This window comes from Cupriavidus sp. HE11 (genome assembly GCF_056097175.1).
In genome coordinates this window covers 585,773-601,425 of sequence record NZ_CP184466.1, presented here as the reverse complement: position 1 = coordinate 601,425, position 15,653 = coordinate 585,773, and the positions used below count along the sequence as shown (strand labels likewise).

The following is a 15,653-nucleotide window of genomic DNA, read 5'->3' as shown; positions in this document are numbered from 1 at the left end:
TCTTCTTTTGGGATTGGGTTGTGTGTGAGGGGCTTGGCGGGACTTAGCGCCAGTCCTGGGCGATCATCTCGGCGCCTTTTTCGCCAATCATGATCGATGGGGCATTGGTGTTGCCGCCAACAAGGGTCGGCATGATCGACGCATCGACTACGCGCAGGTTTTCCATGCCGTGCACGCGAAGGCGATCGTCAACAACCGCCAGGTCGTCGCGGCCCATGCGGCAGGTGCCAACCGGGTGGTAGATGCTGTCGGTACGGCGGCGCAGCAGGGCGATCAGTTCGTCGTCGCTGCGCGCGTGCTTCACATACAGTTCGCGCGGCGCGTAACGCGACATCGGGCCGCTGTTCATGATCTCGCGCGTGAGCTTGTAGCCTTTCAGCAGCGTTTCCACGTCGTGGTCGTCGGCCAGGAAGTTCGGGTCGATGCGCGGCGGAGCCAGCGGGTTGGCCGAGCTCAGGCCAACGGACCCCTTGCTCCGTGGGCGCAGCACGCAGACGTGGGCGCTCATGCCATGCCCAAGATGCTGCTTGCGGTTGTGGTCGTCCACGATGCCGGTCACCCAGTGGATCTGCACATCGGGGCGCGAGAGTGACGGGTCGGTGCGCAGGAAGGCACCGGCTTCGCCGAAATTGCTGGCCAGGATGCCGCTCTGGCTGGCGCGGTACTGGAAGAAGGCGCGCGTCATGGTGGCGGCCCCGCTGAGCGACAGGCCCATCAGCGACTTGTCGTGCGTCTTGAAGGGCAAGATGTAGTCAGGATGGTCGGCCAGGCCCTTGCCAACGCCGGGCAGAGCATGGCGCACGGCGATGCCGTGGGGGCGCAGGTCGGCGGCATCGCCGATGCCCGACAGTTGCAGCAACTGCGGTGACCCGAAGGCACCGGCTGCAACAATCGTTTCGCGGCGAGCCAGCACATCGGTGCTCCGGCCCTTCACGTTCACTTGCACACCCCGCGCCATCTTTCCGTCGATCAGGAGGCTGGTGGCGTGCACGTCGGTCAGTACGGTCAGGTTCTTGCGCGCGCCACGCAGCGGGTGAAGAAAGGCCACCGACGCGCTGCAGCGGCGGCCCTTGCGCGTGGTCAGGTGATAGTGCCCCACACCTTCCTGGTCTGCACCGTTGAAATCGTCGTTGATCTTGTGGCCTGCGGCGCGGCCTGCCTCGATGAAGGCGTGCGTGGCCGGATGCGCGTCGAGCTTGCTGACGGTGAGTTCGCCGCCGGAGCCGTGATAGGTATTGGCGCCGCCGAAATGGTCCTCCGATCGACGGAAGTAGGGCAGCACTTCGGCATAGGACCAGCCCGTGTTGCCCAGCGCGGCCCAGTCGTCGTAGTCGGTGCGATGGCCGCGGATATAGATCATGGCATTGATGCTGCTGCTGCCACCCAGCGTCTTGCCGCGCGGCTGATAGCCCAGGCGGCCGCCCAGTCCCGGCTGCGGCACCGTCTTGAATGCCCAGTTGACATGGCGCGTCGGCAGGATGCCGATGATGCCGGCTGGGGTGTGGATCAGCGGCGAGCGGTCAACCGGGCCCGCTTCGATCAGGCAGACCGTGATGGCAGGGTCTGCGCTCAGGCGATTGGCAAGGACGCAGCCGGCCGATCCGCCGCCTACGATGACGTAGTCGAATTCCATTTTGTTTCTGGGAAGTGGAGGGGGTGTCAGGGGCGGGCGGACAGCCCGTGCTCAATGCGGCCCTGGTGGTGCGGTTTGCGGATGCGGGCTGTGGTGCGATTCGGCTTTCGCCGTGTCGCGAAGAAAGATCCGCAGGGTCAGCCGTTGTACCCAGCTGCCATACGGCGGGTGGAACAGCTCGATCGGAAACCAGCGTCGCTCGGTAAAGACGGCCTTCGCGTGCGACAACTCGCGGAAGCCTTCGGCGCCGTGGTAGTTACCCATGCCCGAAGTGCCTACGCCACCGAAGGGCAGGTCGTGATTCAGCACGTGCCAGCCCCAGTCGTTCACCGTCATGCCGCCCGCGTGCGTGCGCCGCAGCAGCGCCTGTGTCTCGGCCTTGTCATGGCCGAAGTAGTAGAGCGCCAGCGGACGCGTGCCGTGTTGCACGTGCTGGATGGCCTGGTCGAAGGTGCGGTAGGTGAACACGGGCAGGATCGGGCCAAAGATCTCCTCCTGCGCCAGACGCATCTGGGGGGTGACGCCCAGCACCACATGCAGGGGCAGGCGGCGCCCGTCGCCAGGCATGTCGGCGGTCATCACCACGGCGCCGTGCGCACGGGCATCGTCGAGCAAGGCAAGCTGCCGGGCATGGCCGCGCTGATGAATGATGGCTGCGTAGTCTTCGCTGCCCTGCGGGTGCATGCGCCGGGCGGCGTCGATCACGGCGGAAGCAAAGCGCTGCGCGTCTTCCTCGGGCACCAGCGCGTAGTCTGGAGACACGCAGATTTGTCCCGCGTTGACAGTCTTGCCGTGGGCGATACGTCGGGCGGCCGTCGCCAGGTTCGCGCTGCGCGACACGATGGCCGGCGATTTTCCACCCAGTTCCAGGGTGACCGGCGTCAGGTTGTCCGCGGCGGCGCGCATGACTTCGCGGCCCACTGCGGGCGATCCGGTGAAGACGAGATGGTCGAAGGGCAGTGCGGTAAAGCGACGGGCAACGTCATCGGCACCTTCGACCACGCAGACTTCGTCGGCGCGAAACACTTCGGCCAGTAGTGCGCGCAAAGCCGTCGACGTATGCGGCGCGAACTCCGAGGTCTTGATCATGCAGCGATTGCCGGCGGCCAACGCCGTGGCCAACGGGCCCAGCGCCAGGTAGATCGGAAAATTCCAAGGCACCACGATGCCGACCACGCCCTTCGGCTGGTATTCGACACGGGCCGAATTGCCGAGAAACAGCAGTTCCGTATGCCGTCGCGATGGCTTCATCCAGCGCTTCAGTCCGCGCAACAGGTGATTGATGTGCAACACGGATGGCAGCACGTCGACCATCATCGTTTCGGCCTCGGCGCGTGCGCTGAAGTCCGTGCTGGCTGCCGCGGCCATGCGGCCGGCATGGGTCCGGATCGCCGCGCGCAGACGGCGCAGCGCGCCTGCGCGCCGGGCCAGGTCGGGGTAAGGGTGTGTGATGAAAGCGGCGCGCTGCGCCTGTAGCAAGGCCGCCAGCGCGTCGATGTCGCCACCCGCGTCAAGAGACAGATTCGTCGCCATCATTACCCTTTAAATTGAACTGACCGTTCAGTACAATTTCGAGTTTGCGAGTGGGGATGGTGGCTTGTCAAGCGATGTCGGGCCGCCTTAGGGGAAGTCCCGAGGCGGGGCCGGGTCCAAATGACGCCACTGCTACAATGCCCCACCGATTGCATGAGCCGCCCATGACGTCCACATTTCCGGCCTCCGAGGCTCCATCCGTCACCTCTCAGGTTGAGGGCATTCCGTCCGGCCGAATGGCGACGACGAAATACCGCCGTGGCATCGAGACACGCGAGCGCGTGATTGCGCTGGCCAAGAAGCTGATTGCCGAGCACGGCTATACGGAGGTCACGCTAGATCAGATCGCCGCCGTGGCGGCGGTGTCCAAAAGCAGCCTGCTCTGGCATTTCGGCAGCAAGGAACGTCTGCTGGCCGAGGCAGCCATCAGCCTGTTCAAGGAGGTGGAAGAGGCGCTTGAGCTGGAAGACCAGGCAGGCAAGTCGCCATCCGAACGTCTGGACGACATCTTCGAGCGGGTCTCGGAGTACTTCACGCGCAATCCCGAAACCAAGGGCGTGGTGCTGTCGCTGCTGTTTTCGGGCAACGCGCCGCAAAGCGTGCGCGAATACATCCGCGAGGCGTGGGCGGGCCATGTACGGGTGCTGGTCGACAAGCTCGGCACGCCGGAGCGCCCTATGCCGCCAGAGATGGCGCGGGTGATCGTGGCCATCTTTCACGGTTGCTATTGCCACTGGTATGCCAATGGCCAGGCGGAGCCGCTCGCCGACTACATGGCGCCGGCACGTGCGTTGTTGCACGACTGGCTGAGCAAGCCATCGACGCCAACGTCAGGCGCCTGACTGTATTCGATACCAGTCAACCAGGCGCGACCGGAAGCCCCTCCTCATCCAGAAATGGGTTCATGAAAACATTGTGGCGCCTCCGTGGGTCAGATCGGAGCCCACGATACCCGGGCATTGTCGTGGTCAGACGTCTTCGATCGTCGCCTCGATGCGCCCTTCCCGAATGGCTGTGAGGTAGGCGCGGAAATCGCTCCGGTTCTGCGATGCATACTCGGTGGCGAACTCGCAGATGGCGTCGTCGAACGTCTGTCCCGATCCCATGTATCCCGCCATCATTGCCGCGTCGCCAGTTCGCGCATGCGCGCGGGCAAGCGCGTGGGCACACATTCGACCGTACTGCCGGAGCATGCCGCTATCCCAGTCTTCAATGAGGGCGGACATTTTCATGTCCCGCAATTGGCGGATGTAGAAATCCCGGCCATTCCTGCCGCGGGTCCACCCCAGGAACACATCGGTGGCCGCCTGCATCAGGCGTTGCCCGACGATGACGCGCTGGCCGTGGTTGTCGTACTGGCTCTTGCCCGCATAAGGTTCCAGCACAGAAGCGCGAGCCTCCTTGACTTGCAGGAACAACGGGTCGTCGTCTGCTGCCATGAACAAGCATACGGCGCACATTGTGCCCACGCTGCCTACGCCCACGACCTTGATGGCCATATCGAAGAAATGGAAGCGATCGAATAGCACGCGGGTGTGGTCCGCCAGGCTGTCCCGGTAACCAGCAATGGCCTCCTCGTAGCCCGATGACAGTCCGGGCGCCAGATCGTCGGACGGATGGAAAATCAGCGGGGGCTCATCCTTGATTCTTGGCTGTGCTCCCTGCTCCGAGACAAACTTCGGATAGAGATGATCCGGCACCGATTTGCGCCGTTCGGCGGCAATGCGTTCGGCCAGCCGCTTGCGCGTGGCTTCGACCACTTTCGGGTCACCGGTACGATCCTCATATTTGCGCAGATCGATACGGTCGTACCAGACGTCGAGCGCACGCATACCCGCATAGTTGTGCATTCGCTCGCGATATTCCCGCACAGAGTCCGTTGCCACCCGCGCGGCATCGCTCCTGGGTAGTGCGAGATGGTCGGCGGCTATCACGATACTGGCGGTCAGCCGCTTCAAATCCCACTCGAAGGGTGCCGGCAGCGTTTCGTCGAGATCATTGATGTCGAAGATGATATTGCGCTCCGGCGTGGCGAATCCTCCGAAGTTCATCAGATGTGCATCGCCGCAGGATTGCACCCGAATTCCGCTGGAAGGCGTGATGGCCAGGTCTGCGGCCATGATCGCGGCCGCACCGCGATAGAAGGCAAATGGGGAAGCAGACATGCGGCCAAACCGAATTGGCACCAGTTCCAGGATTCGTCCGGCATTCGAAGACTGCAGCAGTGCGACGGGATCCGCGCGGTTCCCGGCGGGCCGCCATCCGGCCTGCGAGGTGCGTGGTATCTGATCCCGCAGCGCGCGGCCTTTTGCGGCGCGCTCGTCAGGCGTCAGGTAAGTGGACGCGGCAGATTCTTCCACCTCGCGCTTCTCGCGCTTCTTGTCGTTTGTCCTGGACATATGGATAGTCCCCTTGTTGTTCTCGCGCGGAAGTCACCCCACGCCGGCTAAACGCCGTCGCACACACCTACGCAGACAGCCGCCACCACCCCAATCGGTAGGCCAACAGCCTGCTTAAGCTTATGAACAACATGGAACAGCGGAGATGAAAAATTTCTCCTGACGTCATTAAGCGCTTTCGAATCGACGTAGTGCCTGATGCGACACAAACCGGCCATCTTTCGAAACAAATAAGAACCGCTAACAGAATCATTCACTTCCATCGGCTTTGGGTAGCTGGAAGTATTCGGGGGAATTCGAGTCTGCAATGCGATGCCAGTGCCGCGCCGGAGATCGCATGCGTGGCGCATGGGCCGCAAGCTGCGGTATTGGGGGAGGCCAGCGGATGAGCAATGTCGTCGCAACGATCAAGCATGAATTCATGGAAATGCTGCCGCCCACCATCTTCTTCCTGGTGGCGCTGCATATCGTCGCGGTGATCCGGGCCTTGATGGTGCGCAGCAGCGGCATCGAACTGGAGACGTCGGCGTCGATCCTGCTTGCAGCGCTGATCCTTGGCAAGGCGGTACTGATTGCGAACATGATGCCGTTCATCAACCGGTTTCCGGACAAGCCGCTGATCTGGAATGTTGGCTGGAAAACGCTGATCTACACGCTGGTGGCGCTGCTCGTGCACTATCTGGAGCGGCTGTACGAATACTGGAAAGAAGCCCCGAGCCTGGCCGCCGCCAATCACACGCTGCTGGTTGAAATGAACTGGCCGCGTTTCTGGGCCATCCAGATCCTGCTGCTGACCCTTATCTTCTCGTACTGCGTTATCGCCGAGATCGTCCGTGTGGTGGGTCGCGAGCGTTTCAGGAAGATGTTCCTCGGACCGCTGCCACAAGGGTCTCGCGCACTCGATTGAACAGGGAAGGCCGCCCGTCGCCGAGCGGCCTGCCACCAACGGCTGTACATCGCTTGGAGTGTATTCATGGCACGCTTACCGGTACTTGGTTTGCTCGCTGTTGCCCTGACGGCCTGCAGTAGCGCACCCCCGTCGCCAGCCAAGGCGCCGGAGAATCCGCCCGCCGCAGCCGTGGCGCCCGCCGCCCCGGCGCCGGCTCCAAAGCCTGACGCCAATGCGGTGGACCCGGCAGCCATCAAGGCATTGCAGGACATGGGCGCGAGCCTGCAATCCCTCAAACAGTTCGAGGTAGGCATCAGCCTGACCGGCGAGCGCGTGCTGCAGGACGGGCAGAAACTGCAGCACACCGCCATCGCGGATCTTGACGTGGTGCGGCCCAACAAATTGCGCGCGACGATGCGCAGCGCCCGTCTGCAGCGTGACCTGATCTACGACGGCAAGACCGTGACGCTCTATCAGCCTGAGCAGAAGTACTACTCGCAGGCCCAGTTCAGCGACAACCTCAACACCCTCGTGGATCGGCTGGGCGAGCGCTATGGCATAGAGGTGCCGTCCGCGGACCTGTTCCTGTGGGGTACGCCCGCCGCCCCGATCGACAACATCGAATCGGCGATGAACGCCGGGCAGGATTTTATCGCTGGCGACCTGTGCGACCACTATGCGTTCAGGCAAGGGCAGTTCGACTGGCAGATCTGGATCTCCACGGGCTCGCGCCCGCTGCCTCGCAAGCTGGTCATTACGAACCGCACTGACGATGCACGCCCACAGTCGGTCACTTACTACAAGTGGAACCTGAATCCGAAGTTCGGCAATGCCACGTTTGCATTCACGCCGCCGGCGGGTGCCAAGGCCGCTGAGTTCGTTCCCCTGAAGTCCCGCTAAGGAGCCCGTGATGACATACGCATTCGGCAAGCTTTCGATGGTTTGCGTGACCGCGCTCGTCCTCGCTGCATCGGGGTGGGTGACGACGGCGGAGGCCCGCCCGGGGGGCGGTGGTCATGCGGGCGGCGGACGCGCCGGGGGTGGAGGTGGCGGTGGCGGACATATGGCGGGTGCGCATGCAGGCGGTGGAGGAGGGGGCGGCGGCGGGCGTCAGGTCAACAACAGCCATGTGGATGCTCGGGCCAACAACGTACGCAGCACCAGCGTCAACAGCGTCAACGCCAACCGCAATGTCAACGTCAATTCGAACCGCAACGTCAATGTGAACGTCGATAACCACGGCGGATGCTGCGGATGGGACAACGACTACCATCCAGTTGCAACGGCTGCGGCTGTCACGGCGACGGTGGCCGTGACGTCGGCAGTGGTCGGCTCGATGGTCCGATCGGTGCCGCCCAATTGTGCGCCCGTGAACTACGGCGGCATGGTCTACCAGCAATGCGGAGGTACCTGGTATCAACCGCAGGGATCGCAGTACGTAGTCGTAAATCCGCCGTACTGAGCTAGATTGGGTCACCAGCGAGACCAACGCGTTTCGCCAAGGAAGACGGCGTCCTGTGAGGATGTATGCACGACTTGATTCGCCATCCCGCCATTCTGTTCGTCGTGCTGTTGCTCTTCATGGGTGGCGCCACGGCAATCGGGGCGCTCGTCTTTCGCCGCATCTGGCCAATTCCCAAGCCGAATCGGGATGACTTCAATATCATCCAGGGCGCTACCTTGACGCTTCTGGCGCTGTTGATCGGGTTCACGTTGTCGATGGCGGTGGGCCGATACGATCAACGGAAGAACCTGGAGGAAGAAGAGGCAAATGCGATTGGCACCGAGTACCTCAGGGCGGAGCTGATGGCGGCCGACGCGTCAACTATCAAGAAACTGCTTGGTCAATACCTCGAACAGCGCATCCACTATTACCAGACGCGCGATCGGGAAAAAGTGCAGGGGATAGAGGAAAAGAGCGCGCGAATCGAAACGGAGATGTGGCGGGTCGTGCGGGACGCCGCTTGCGCCGCTCCCAATCCGATCAGCGCGCTCGCCGTGGCAGGAATGAACGATGTCATCAATTCGCAAGGCTATACCGAGGCAGCCTGGTTAAACCGTATCCCTGTCTCCGCCTGGGGGTTGATGATCATCATCGCGTTCTTCAGCAGCCTGCTGCAGGGATACGGAATACGCGCGGAAGGAACCAAGCTGTTTCTGCTGTTGATCGTGCCATTGACGGTGTCGCTTTCGCTATCCCTGATTGCGGATATCGACAGCCCGCGCGGCGGGCTGATCCGCGTCATTCCGCAGAACCTGTTGAGCCTTCAGAAATCACTGGATTGAATCGAGTTCGTCGCGCAGCATGGTGAATCCGGGCGAGCGCCAGACGTAACGAGTTGTCTTGGACTGGATTTCTAGTCGAATTGCTGATGACATGTTCATCATTTGCCGTGGCGAAAGCGGGAGGCCTTCGAGGTTTATGCCCCACTTTGCGCTACTGCCCGGGGCCATACCACGGAGTCCGCAATGAGCGCAGCATTCGACTGGTTCCAGCACGTACTTCATCTTCATCCAGAAGTCACCTTTTTCCTGGTGCTGGGCCTGGGCTATGCGCTTGGCAAGCTCAAGGTTGGCAGCTTTACGCTGGGCGCTGTCACCGGAACGCTTCTCGCTGGCGTGTTAGTTGGCCAATTGGGGCTCAAGATATCGGGTGAAGTCAAGCAATGCTTCTTCTTGCTCTTCCTGTTTTCCATCGGGTTCCGCACTGGCCCCCAGTTCTTTCGCGGGCTGCGTAGCGATGGCCTGCAACAAGCGTTGCTAGCGGCGATAGTGGCCACGACTGGCCTCGTGGTGGCGTTCGTCGTGAGCAAGCTCTTCGGCTACCAGGCGGGTACCGCGGCGGGCGTGGTGGCCGGATCGCTGACCGAGTCGGCTACCATCGGTACGGCCAGTGATGCCATTTCGCGATTGGCCTTGTCCGAAGCGGATCGCCAGGTCTTGACGAACCAGATCCCTGTTGCCTTCGCTGTTACCTATCTGGTGGGCGTGATCGGCGCGGCGTGGATCCTTGGTCAACTTGCACCGAGGTTGCTTGGCGTGGACCTTCCCGCGGTATGCCGAGACCTGGAGAGCAGTATGGAAGGCAATGCCGCGCAGGCCATTCCGAGCAGGCGGGAGTTCGAGCTTCGCGCCTACAGCGTTGATGAGGGCTCGTCACTGGCGGGCGTGACCATCGCCGACCTGGAAACGGCCATGGGTGGCGAGCGGCTTTTCATAGAACGCCTTCGCCGTGACGGTGTCGTGACGGACGCCACTTCGGAAATTGCCCTGCGCGCAGGGGACACCCTCAGTGTGTCTGGCCGGCGTACCTTATTGGTCGAGCGACTGGAAGGCCCGAATTCTGGATTGCGCGAGATCGATGATCGAGAACTGCTGGACGTGGAAGTGGAGTCGCTGGACGTGGTCATCACATCCAGGGCGATAGACGGCCGCCGGCTTGGCGACCTGGCGCGGGAGGAGGGCGCACGCGGCGTATTCGTGCTGCGCGTGTCGCGTGCGGGCACGCCGCTATTGCTTTCGCCGGAAACCATCCTGAACCGTGGTGATGTCCTTTCGCTGGTGGGCAGCGTAAAAAGCGTGGATGGGGCCGTTGGAAAACTGGGCGTGGCCGACCGGGCAACCAATGCGACGGACATGGTACTGGTATCGCTGGGCATCGTCGCCGGAGCGCTCGTAGGTGTCCCGGCGCTAGCCGTTGGCGGCATCGAGATCGGCTTGTCTCTTAGCGTGGGAGTGCTCCTGGGCGGCCTGGTGTGTGGGTGGCTACGGTCGGTGCAGCCGCGCCTCTTCGGGCGTATTCCGGGACCGACCCTGTGGGTGTTCGAATCCATCGGACTGACCGGCTTCGTTGCCATCGTAGGCTTGAACGCAGGCCCCGACTTCGTCAAAGGTCTGCAATCGAGTGGTCTGTCTCTGGTGCTTGCCGGTGTGGTCACGGTAAGCATTCCTATGCTGACGGGTGTATTCGTCGGACACAAACTCATGAAGATGCATCCTGGCGTCATGCTCGGCGTATGCGCGGGTGCATCGACGGCCACGCCCGCGTTGGCCGCGGTACAGGAGGCCGCAAAAAGCGCGGTGCCGACATTGGGCTATGGCGTTGCCTATGCTGTGGGGAACGTGCTGCTGGCGCTGTGGGGGACAGTGATCGTGGCGCTGGTGTCTTGACGGCAGCGCGGTGCAACAACCGCAGGCGCCCCGGATCGTCAGACGGGGTGCAGCATTCGGCAGCTGAATGCTACGGCCCCGGAGCCGGCCATCCTCCACCAAGACTATTGTCAGGCAAGCCCGAGATCACCGAGGATTGGTAATCCGCCCATTCTTCCTGGGGACGACATGCCGCCACTCCCGGATTCCGCCAATCCATCGCTCCGCGACGAGGTCTTTGCTCTCTGGGACCGGCTGGCCGGGTTCTCCGCAGGCGAAGCCGATGCCGCGCTGACCCATTTACTAACCGCGCTGTGTGGAATGGTCACGGCACAGAATGCCCTGTGGGCTGTCGTTGTGCGACTACCTTCGCTTGCGCGAAAGGACCCCTTGTTCGGCTGGCGTCCACGCCTGGTGCGGCTCCTGCATCCTGTACCCGAGATGGTCGCTTCCGTGCAGGAGCAGTTCGATACGTTATGGTCCGGCAACGTCGATTCGTCACATATCGTGGCCGCTTCGGGGGACGAGCCGTTCCGCGCCAACCTGCTCTTCGAGGCCATGCCCGCCGAATGGTTTGAAGGTGCGCACTATCGCCGCCACTACCTGGAAGTCGGCCACGCCGACAGCATCCAGGTGCGTTGTTCGCTCAACGCTGATGTGCGAATTCATCTCTTCGTGTTTCGCGATCTGCAAGCCCCTCGCTTTTCTGCGCCGGATCTCGAACTTCTGGGCTTCGTGATGCATGGGCTGAAATGGTACTACCGGCAGCAGCTGCTCAGCCACGGCCTGCTTATCGCCGACGCTTCGCTGACGTCAGCCGAGCGAAGGGTACTGCTGGGATTGCTCGATGGTCTGACGGAAAAGCAGATCGCGCAGAAACTCGAGCAGAGTCCGAACACGACTCATGTCCACATCAAGTCAATCTACACAAAATTCAATGTCCGCAATCGCTCGACGCTCACTGCGCTGTGGCTCGGCAAGCTGCGATAACGAACTGTAGAGGCGGTGGAGGAGGATTGCAGCGGCTCGGCTAAGGGGCGAACAGATCCAACCCCGCCAGGGCCAGCGCGCCGCCCAGCGCGATTGCGGCCGTGGAATCCACGAGCATCAGGATGGCACCCGACAGCCAGCAGGCCAAGGTGAAACCAATTGCTGCTTTCATGGTGGCACCTGAATCGTAGATGGGCCGCGACGAGACAAGCTGGCCTCGAACGGAATGACTGCGTCAACAACAGCGCGGAATGCGTCTTCGCCAGGGAGGCATCACTAACATCAAGCCCTGACGCTCTGCCTGGCACCCACCGACGCTGCCAGCCAGATGCCGAGCAGGACGGCAACGAAACTGACAACAAGGCGCGCACTCACCGGCTCCTGCAGGAACAGAACACCGCCGAGCGCTGCTACGGGCGGCACCAGTAGCTGGATCGTGGCCGCGGACATTGCGGGCAGTTTTCGGATTACCGACCCCCACACGGCAAAGCCGAGAGCGGATGTCACGGCGCCTGAGGCCACGGCGAGGGCCACTCCGGCTACGCTCGCGTGGGCGTGGCCGTGAAGCAGCCAACCGAGGACGATGCAGATCGGGGTCGCGCGCAGGAAGTTTCCCGCCGTTGTCGCGAGTGGACTTGGGGCTCGCCTGCCTCGCAAGGTATAGATCCCCCAGGCCACGCCTGCCCCAACCATCATAAGTAGGCCAGAGAGTCGCGGAACGCCGACGCCGGGCGTGGTCAGGTACAGGAGTCCGACAATAGCCAGGAGATAACCAATCAGCGCCAGGGCGTGGAAGCGTTCACCTTTGAGGAGACAGGCAATAAATATCGTCAGTTGTACCGTCCCGAACAACACGAGCGCACCGGAACTGACGCCGAGGGATAGATACGACAATGAGAACAGGATCACGAAGATCCCCAGTGCCGTAGCCGATATCCAGTCAGGGGCAGGACTGGGCTGCCGGGCAGCCCCCGGTCTCAGTTTCGTCACGACCAGCAACGTCGCGGCTCCGGCCAGCAGCCGGATATCGGAGAAAGTCGCTGCGTCGATGTCGTAGTTGAACAGCGCGACGCGGCACAGTAGCGCGTTCGAGGCAAATGCAGCGATCGCAACCGCGCCCTGCAAGGCACAAGCCGGCGTGATTGCACTCGCGTCTGCGGGAGCCAGATAGGCATTCATCGCCCTTCCTTTCTTCAGCATCGCAAGCCTTTGGCCGGCGCATTACGCCGCGCTTCTTGCGTCTGCTGGAGAGTAGGTGGCTCGACAACGCCCGAAAATAACCTGAATAGGTGACCGCGTGCTGGCGCCTGCGAAGGGATCAGGACGGCACACTGCGATCCAGCACTTTACCCGGCACCGGCGCAACATCCGATGGTCGCCGTACAGGGTGGCTAGCGCTTGACCGGTGATCTACCGGTTACTCGTTCGATCAAAACCGATGCCCATCCGCACTCCCGCATTGAATCGGATGCCACCGTGCAATAAAGACCCGCTCCTGTGGACCGAGAACCAGTATCCGTTCGCGACGAAGATTTTTCATAACCCAACGCGTCACGCAGGCCGGCCCAACGCGAAGAAAATGTAATCGTCTGTAAATGTCGCGCACCACGGCCCTCCTTGACGAGTCCAGCGGCGTCGGGCTTTGGTACGATCGCGCTCTTTCCGCCAGCCACCCGCCACCGTGAATAGCCGCTACATATTGTTGTTTCGTGAGTCTTGCGCACGGTGGCTCGCGACACTCAAACCACTGGCCACTATCGCCTTCGCGCAAGCCAGAATCATTCTCCAGAGCGGGCTGCATCGCCTGCGACGGCCAACGCGGCGCGGCATAATCCTGACGCTCGCAGCATTGCCGGCGGTCTTTCTGCTGTACATGCTTGCGCTCGTGCCTTTTACCCCGAGTATCGGCGACATCCGGAAGGCCCGTGTCGATCAGCCGGCCCTGATCGTCTCGGCGGATGGCAAGCTGCTTGATGAATTCAAACCGGTCAATCGCGAGTGGGTGTCGCTCAGGCAGATCTCACCATCCATGGTGGATGCCCTCATCGCAACGGAAGACCGCCGCTTCTACGAGCATCATGGCATCGACTGGAAACGGACCCTGTCGGCCGCGCTGCATACCTTCTCTGGCGACCGGCAAGGTGGATCGACAATCACCCAGCAACTCGCGCGCAATCTGTATCCCGACGGGATCGGGCGCGCGCCAACCCTCACGCGAAAACTGAAGGAAGCGATCACCGCATTCAAGATCGAAGCGGTTTATAGCAAGGATCAGATCCTTGAGACGTACCTGAACACGGTGCCATTTCTGTACAACGCATTTGGCGTGGAGATGGCCGCACGCACCTATTTTGGCAAATCGGCCGGCCAGCTCGATGTGATCGAGAGCGCCACGCTCGTTGGCATGCTGAAGGCAAACAGCACCTACAACCCGATCCTGAATCCGGAGCGTGCTCTGCAGCGGCGGAACACCGTGCTTGGACAAATGAACAGGTATGGGACGCTCAAACCAGATGCTTACAACCAGTTGACTCGACAACCGCTACGCGTTGACTTCGAGATGCAGACCGCCCCGCTCGGCGCCGCACCGCATTTTTCCGCACAGCTGCGCAAATGGCTGATCGCATGGGCAGACCGTAACGGGTACAACATTTATGCAGACGGTCTGGTCGTGCGCACCACCATTGATTCCCGCCTGCAAGCGATGGCGACGCAAGCCTTGGACTGGCAAACGAAGCAATTGCAGTGGATTGCGAGCGGCGCATGGAACGAGCGCACTGGCTGTTGGCCGGGCCGCGACCTGTTCCAGGCATTCATTCGACAGACTCCTGAGTACCGCGCTGCACGGGATGCCGGCCAGTCGGATCCAACTGCACTCAAGAAGCTCGGCACGAACCCGACGTTCGTCCGTGCGTTATGCCGGAGCAAGACGCAGGTCCAGGCGGGCTTTGTCGCGATTGACCCGCGCAACGGCAATATAAAGGCATGGGTAGGCAGTCGAAACTTCAGTGACGTGCCATTTGACCACGTGCAGCAGGCCCGGCGTCAGCCGGGTTCAACTTTCAAACCATTTGTCTACGGCGCAGCCTTCGCAGACGGCGTACGGCCGAGCGATACGATTGTTGACCAGAATGTCGCGATTCCGTTGAACGGGCAGGGTATCTGGCGGCCGACGGATGTTGAGCCAGCGACTAACCGACCTATGACGCTGCGCGACGCGCTCGTATATTCGCGCAATCGCGTCACGGCTCAGCTAATGGAAAGGGAGCGGCCGGAGAAGGTCGCGCGCCTTGCGCGAGCAATGGGCGTGCGTGACAGCCCGCTCGACGCGGTGCCATCCCTCGCGCTTGGTACGAGCCCGGTTACGCTCAAGGAAATGGTTTCGGCGTATGGGACGATTGCAAACCGCGGTGCTTACATGGAACCGCGTATGGTCACGCGCATCGAGCGTCGCGATGGCACGGTGCTGGCCGACTTTCCAAGCGCGCCTCCGGAACAGGCATTGGCCGCCGGCGCAGCGCAAACGCTCGTCGATGTCATGCGCGACGTAGTCAGCCGAGGCACTGGGGCAGATATCCGGCGGCGCTTTGGGATTCGTGCCGATGTGGCCGGCAAGACTGGCACTACGCAGGACAACACGGATAGTTGGTTCATCCTGATGCATCCGCAACTGGTCGCGGGTGCGTGGGTGGGCTTTGACGACGGACGTGTGACGCTTGGCGACTACTGGGGCCAAGGCGCGCATAGTGCGCTACCGATGGTAGGCGCGTTCTACGATATGGCGCTGCGCGCGCGAGTTATCGATCCAGATGCAAGGCTTGGCCCCGAGGTCAGACCGCCCCGTACCGCTCATGCAAGGCAGCATCGGCAATTCCTCTTCTGGAAATTCTGATATGTCCTTGCCTGACCTGACGGCATGACGAGCGGCGGAACTGTAGTCGTTCCTGGAGCAGCATCGGCGCCGCCGCGCGACCGTACCGGACAGGAAAGGCAGGTGGTGGTCCAACCATCTCCAGGAAGACGGGTTTAACCCCTGGCGTCTTGCGGGCAGCCTGACACA

General features: G+C 62.0%; 13 protein-coding genes. 8 read left to right on the top strand and 5 right to left on the bottom strand.

Going from position 1 to position 15,653, the window contains the following annotated elements:
* Nucleotides 1-43 precede the first annotated feature (43 nt).
* Together ACOABP_RS30650 and ACOABP_RS30645 are read right to left on the bottom strand one after the other, a co-directional pair.
* The gene (locus ACOABP_RS30650; RefSeq protein ID WP_474230869.1) at nucleotides 44-1,633 is read right to left on the bottom strand and encodes a GMC family oxidoreductase; all 1,590 of its coding nucleotides are present in this window, start codon (nucleotides 1,631-1,633) and stop codon (nucleotides 44-46) included.
* Between the two features lie 51 nt (nucleotides 1,634-1,684).
* Nucleotides 1,685-3,169 (bottom strand): coniferyl aldehyde dehydrogenase, encoded by a 1,485-nt coding sequence (locus ACOABP_RS30645; RefSeq protein ID WP_474230868.1) that lies wholly within the window; start codon nucleotides 3,167-3,169, stop codon nucleotides 1,685-1,687.
* A 233-nt stretch (nucleotides 3,170-3,402) separates the two neighbouring features.
* Between ACOABP_RS30645 and ACOABP_RS30640 the strand changes: the two genes are divergently transcribed.
* Entirely contained in the window at nucleotides 3,403-4,008 is a 606-nt protein-coding gene (locus ACOABP_RS30640; protein WP_474230867.1) for a TetR/AcrR family transcriptional regulator, read from the top strand.
* Between the two features lie 126 nt (nucleotides 4,009-4,134).
* Here the strand turns inward: ACOABP_RS30640 and ACOABP_RS30635 are convergent, their stop codons facing one another.
* Nucleotides 4,135-5,565: a DUF2252 domain-containing protein gene (locus ACOABP_RS30635; protein ID WP_474230866.1), complete on the bottom strand. Its 1,431-nt coding sequence runs from the start codon at nucleotides 5,563-5,565 to the stop codon at nucleotides 4,135-4,137.
* A 385-nt stretch (nucleotides 5,566-5,950) separates the two neighbouring features.
* Between ACOABP_RS30635 and ACOABP_RS30630 the strand changes: the two genes are divergently transcribed.
* The 6 genes from ACOABP_RS30630 (at nucleotide 5,951) to ACOABP_RS30605 (ending at nucleotide 11,593) form a co-directional block, all read left to right on the top strand.
* Nucleotides 5,951-6,472: a hypothetical protein gene (locus tag ACOABP_RS30630; RefSeq protein WP_474230864.1), complete on the top strand. Its 522-nt coding sequence runs from the start codon at nucleotides 5,951-5,953 to the stop codon at nucleotides 6,470-6,472.
* A gap of 66 nt (nucleotides 6,473-6,538) precedes the next feature.
* A complete protein-coding gene (locus ACOABP_RS30625) occupies nucleotides 6,539-7,354 on the top strand; it encodes a DUF2092 domain-containing protein (protein ID WP_474230863.1) in 816 nt (271 codons plus the stop codon).
* A 10-nt stretch (nucleotides 7,355-7,364) separates the two neighbouring features.
* Nucleotides 7,365-7,916 (top strand): hypothetical protein, encoded by a 552-nt coding sequence (locus ACOABP_RS30620; protein WP_474230862.1) that lies wholly within the window; start codon nucleotides 7,365-7,367, stop codon nucleotides 7,914-7,916.
* Between the two features lie 65 nt (nucleotides 7,917-7,981).
* Nucleotides 7,982-8,740, top strand: a complete 759-nt coding sequence (locus ACOABP_RS30615) for a bestrophin-like domain (protein ID WP_474230861.1) — start codon at nucleotides 7,982-7,984, stop codon at nucleotides 8,738-8,740.
* 183 nt (nucleotides 8,741-8,923) lie between these two features.
* Nucleotides 8,924-10,624 carry an aspartate-alanine antiporter gene (gene aspT, locus ACOABP_RS30610; protein WP_474230860.1) on the top strand — a complete coding sequence of 567 codons (1,701 nt, stop codon included), beginning with the start codon at nucleotides 8,924-8,926 and terminating at the stop codon, nucleotides 10,622-10,624.
* A 168-nt stretch (nucleotides 10,625-10,792) separates the two neighbouring features.
* Entirely contained in the window at nucleotides 10,793-11,593 is an 801-nt protein-coding gene (locus tag ACOABP_RS30605) for a helix-turn-helix transcriptional regulator (RefSeq protein ID WP_474230859.1), read from the top strand.
* Between the two features lie 40 nt (nucleotides 11,594-11,633).
* On the opposite strand, the gene ACOABP_RS30600 is transcribed toward ACOABP_RS30605, so the two are convergent.
* Both ACOABP_RS30600 and ACOABP_RS30595 read right to left on the bottom strand, forming a co-directional pair.
* A complete protein-coding gene (locus ACOABP_RS30600) occupies nucleotides 11,634-11,765 on the bottom strand; it encodes a hypothetical protein (RefSeq protein ID WP_474230858.1) in 132 nt (43 codons plus the stop codon).
* A 110-nt stretch (nucleotides 11,766-11,875) separates the two neighbouring features.
* Nucleotides 11,876-12,772, bottom strand: coding sequence for a DMT family transporter (locus ACOABP_RS30595; protein WP_474230856.1), 897 nt, complete (start codon nucleotides 12,770-12,772; stop codon nucleotides 11,876-11,878).
* A gap of 568 nt (nucleotides 12,773-13,340) precedes the next feature.
* On the opposite strand from ACOABP_RS30595, the gene ACOABP_RS30590 reads away from it, so the two are divergent.
* Complete coding sequence (locus ACOABP_RS30590; protein ID WP_474231370.1) at nucleotides 13,341-15,485, top strand: penicillin-binding protein 1A; 2,145 nt, start codon at nucleotides 13,341-13,343, stop codon at nucleotides 15,483-15,485.
* Nucleotides 15,486-15,653 lie beyond the last annotated feature (168 nt).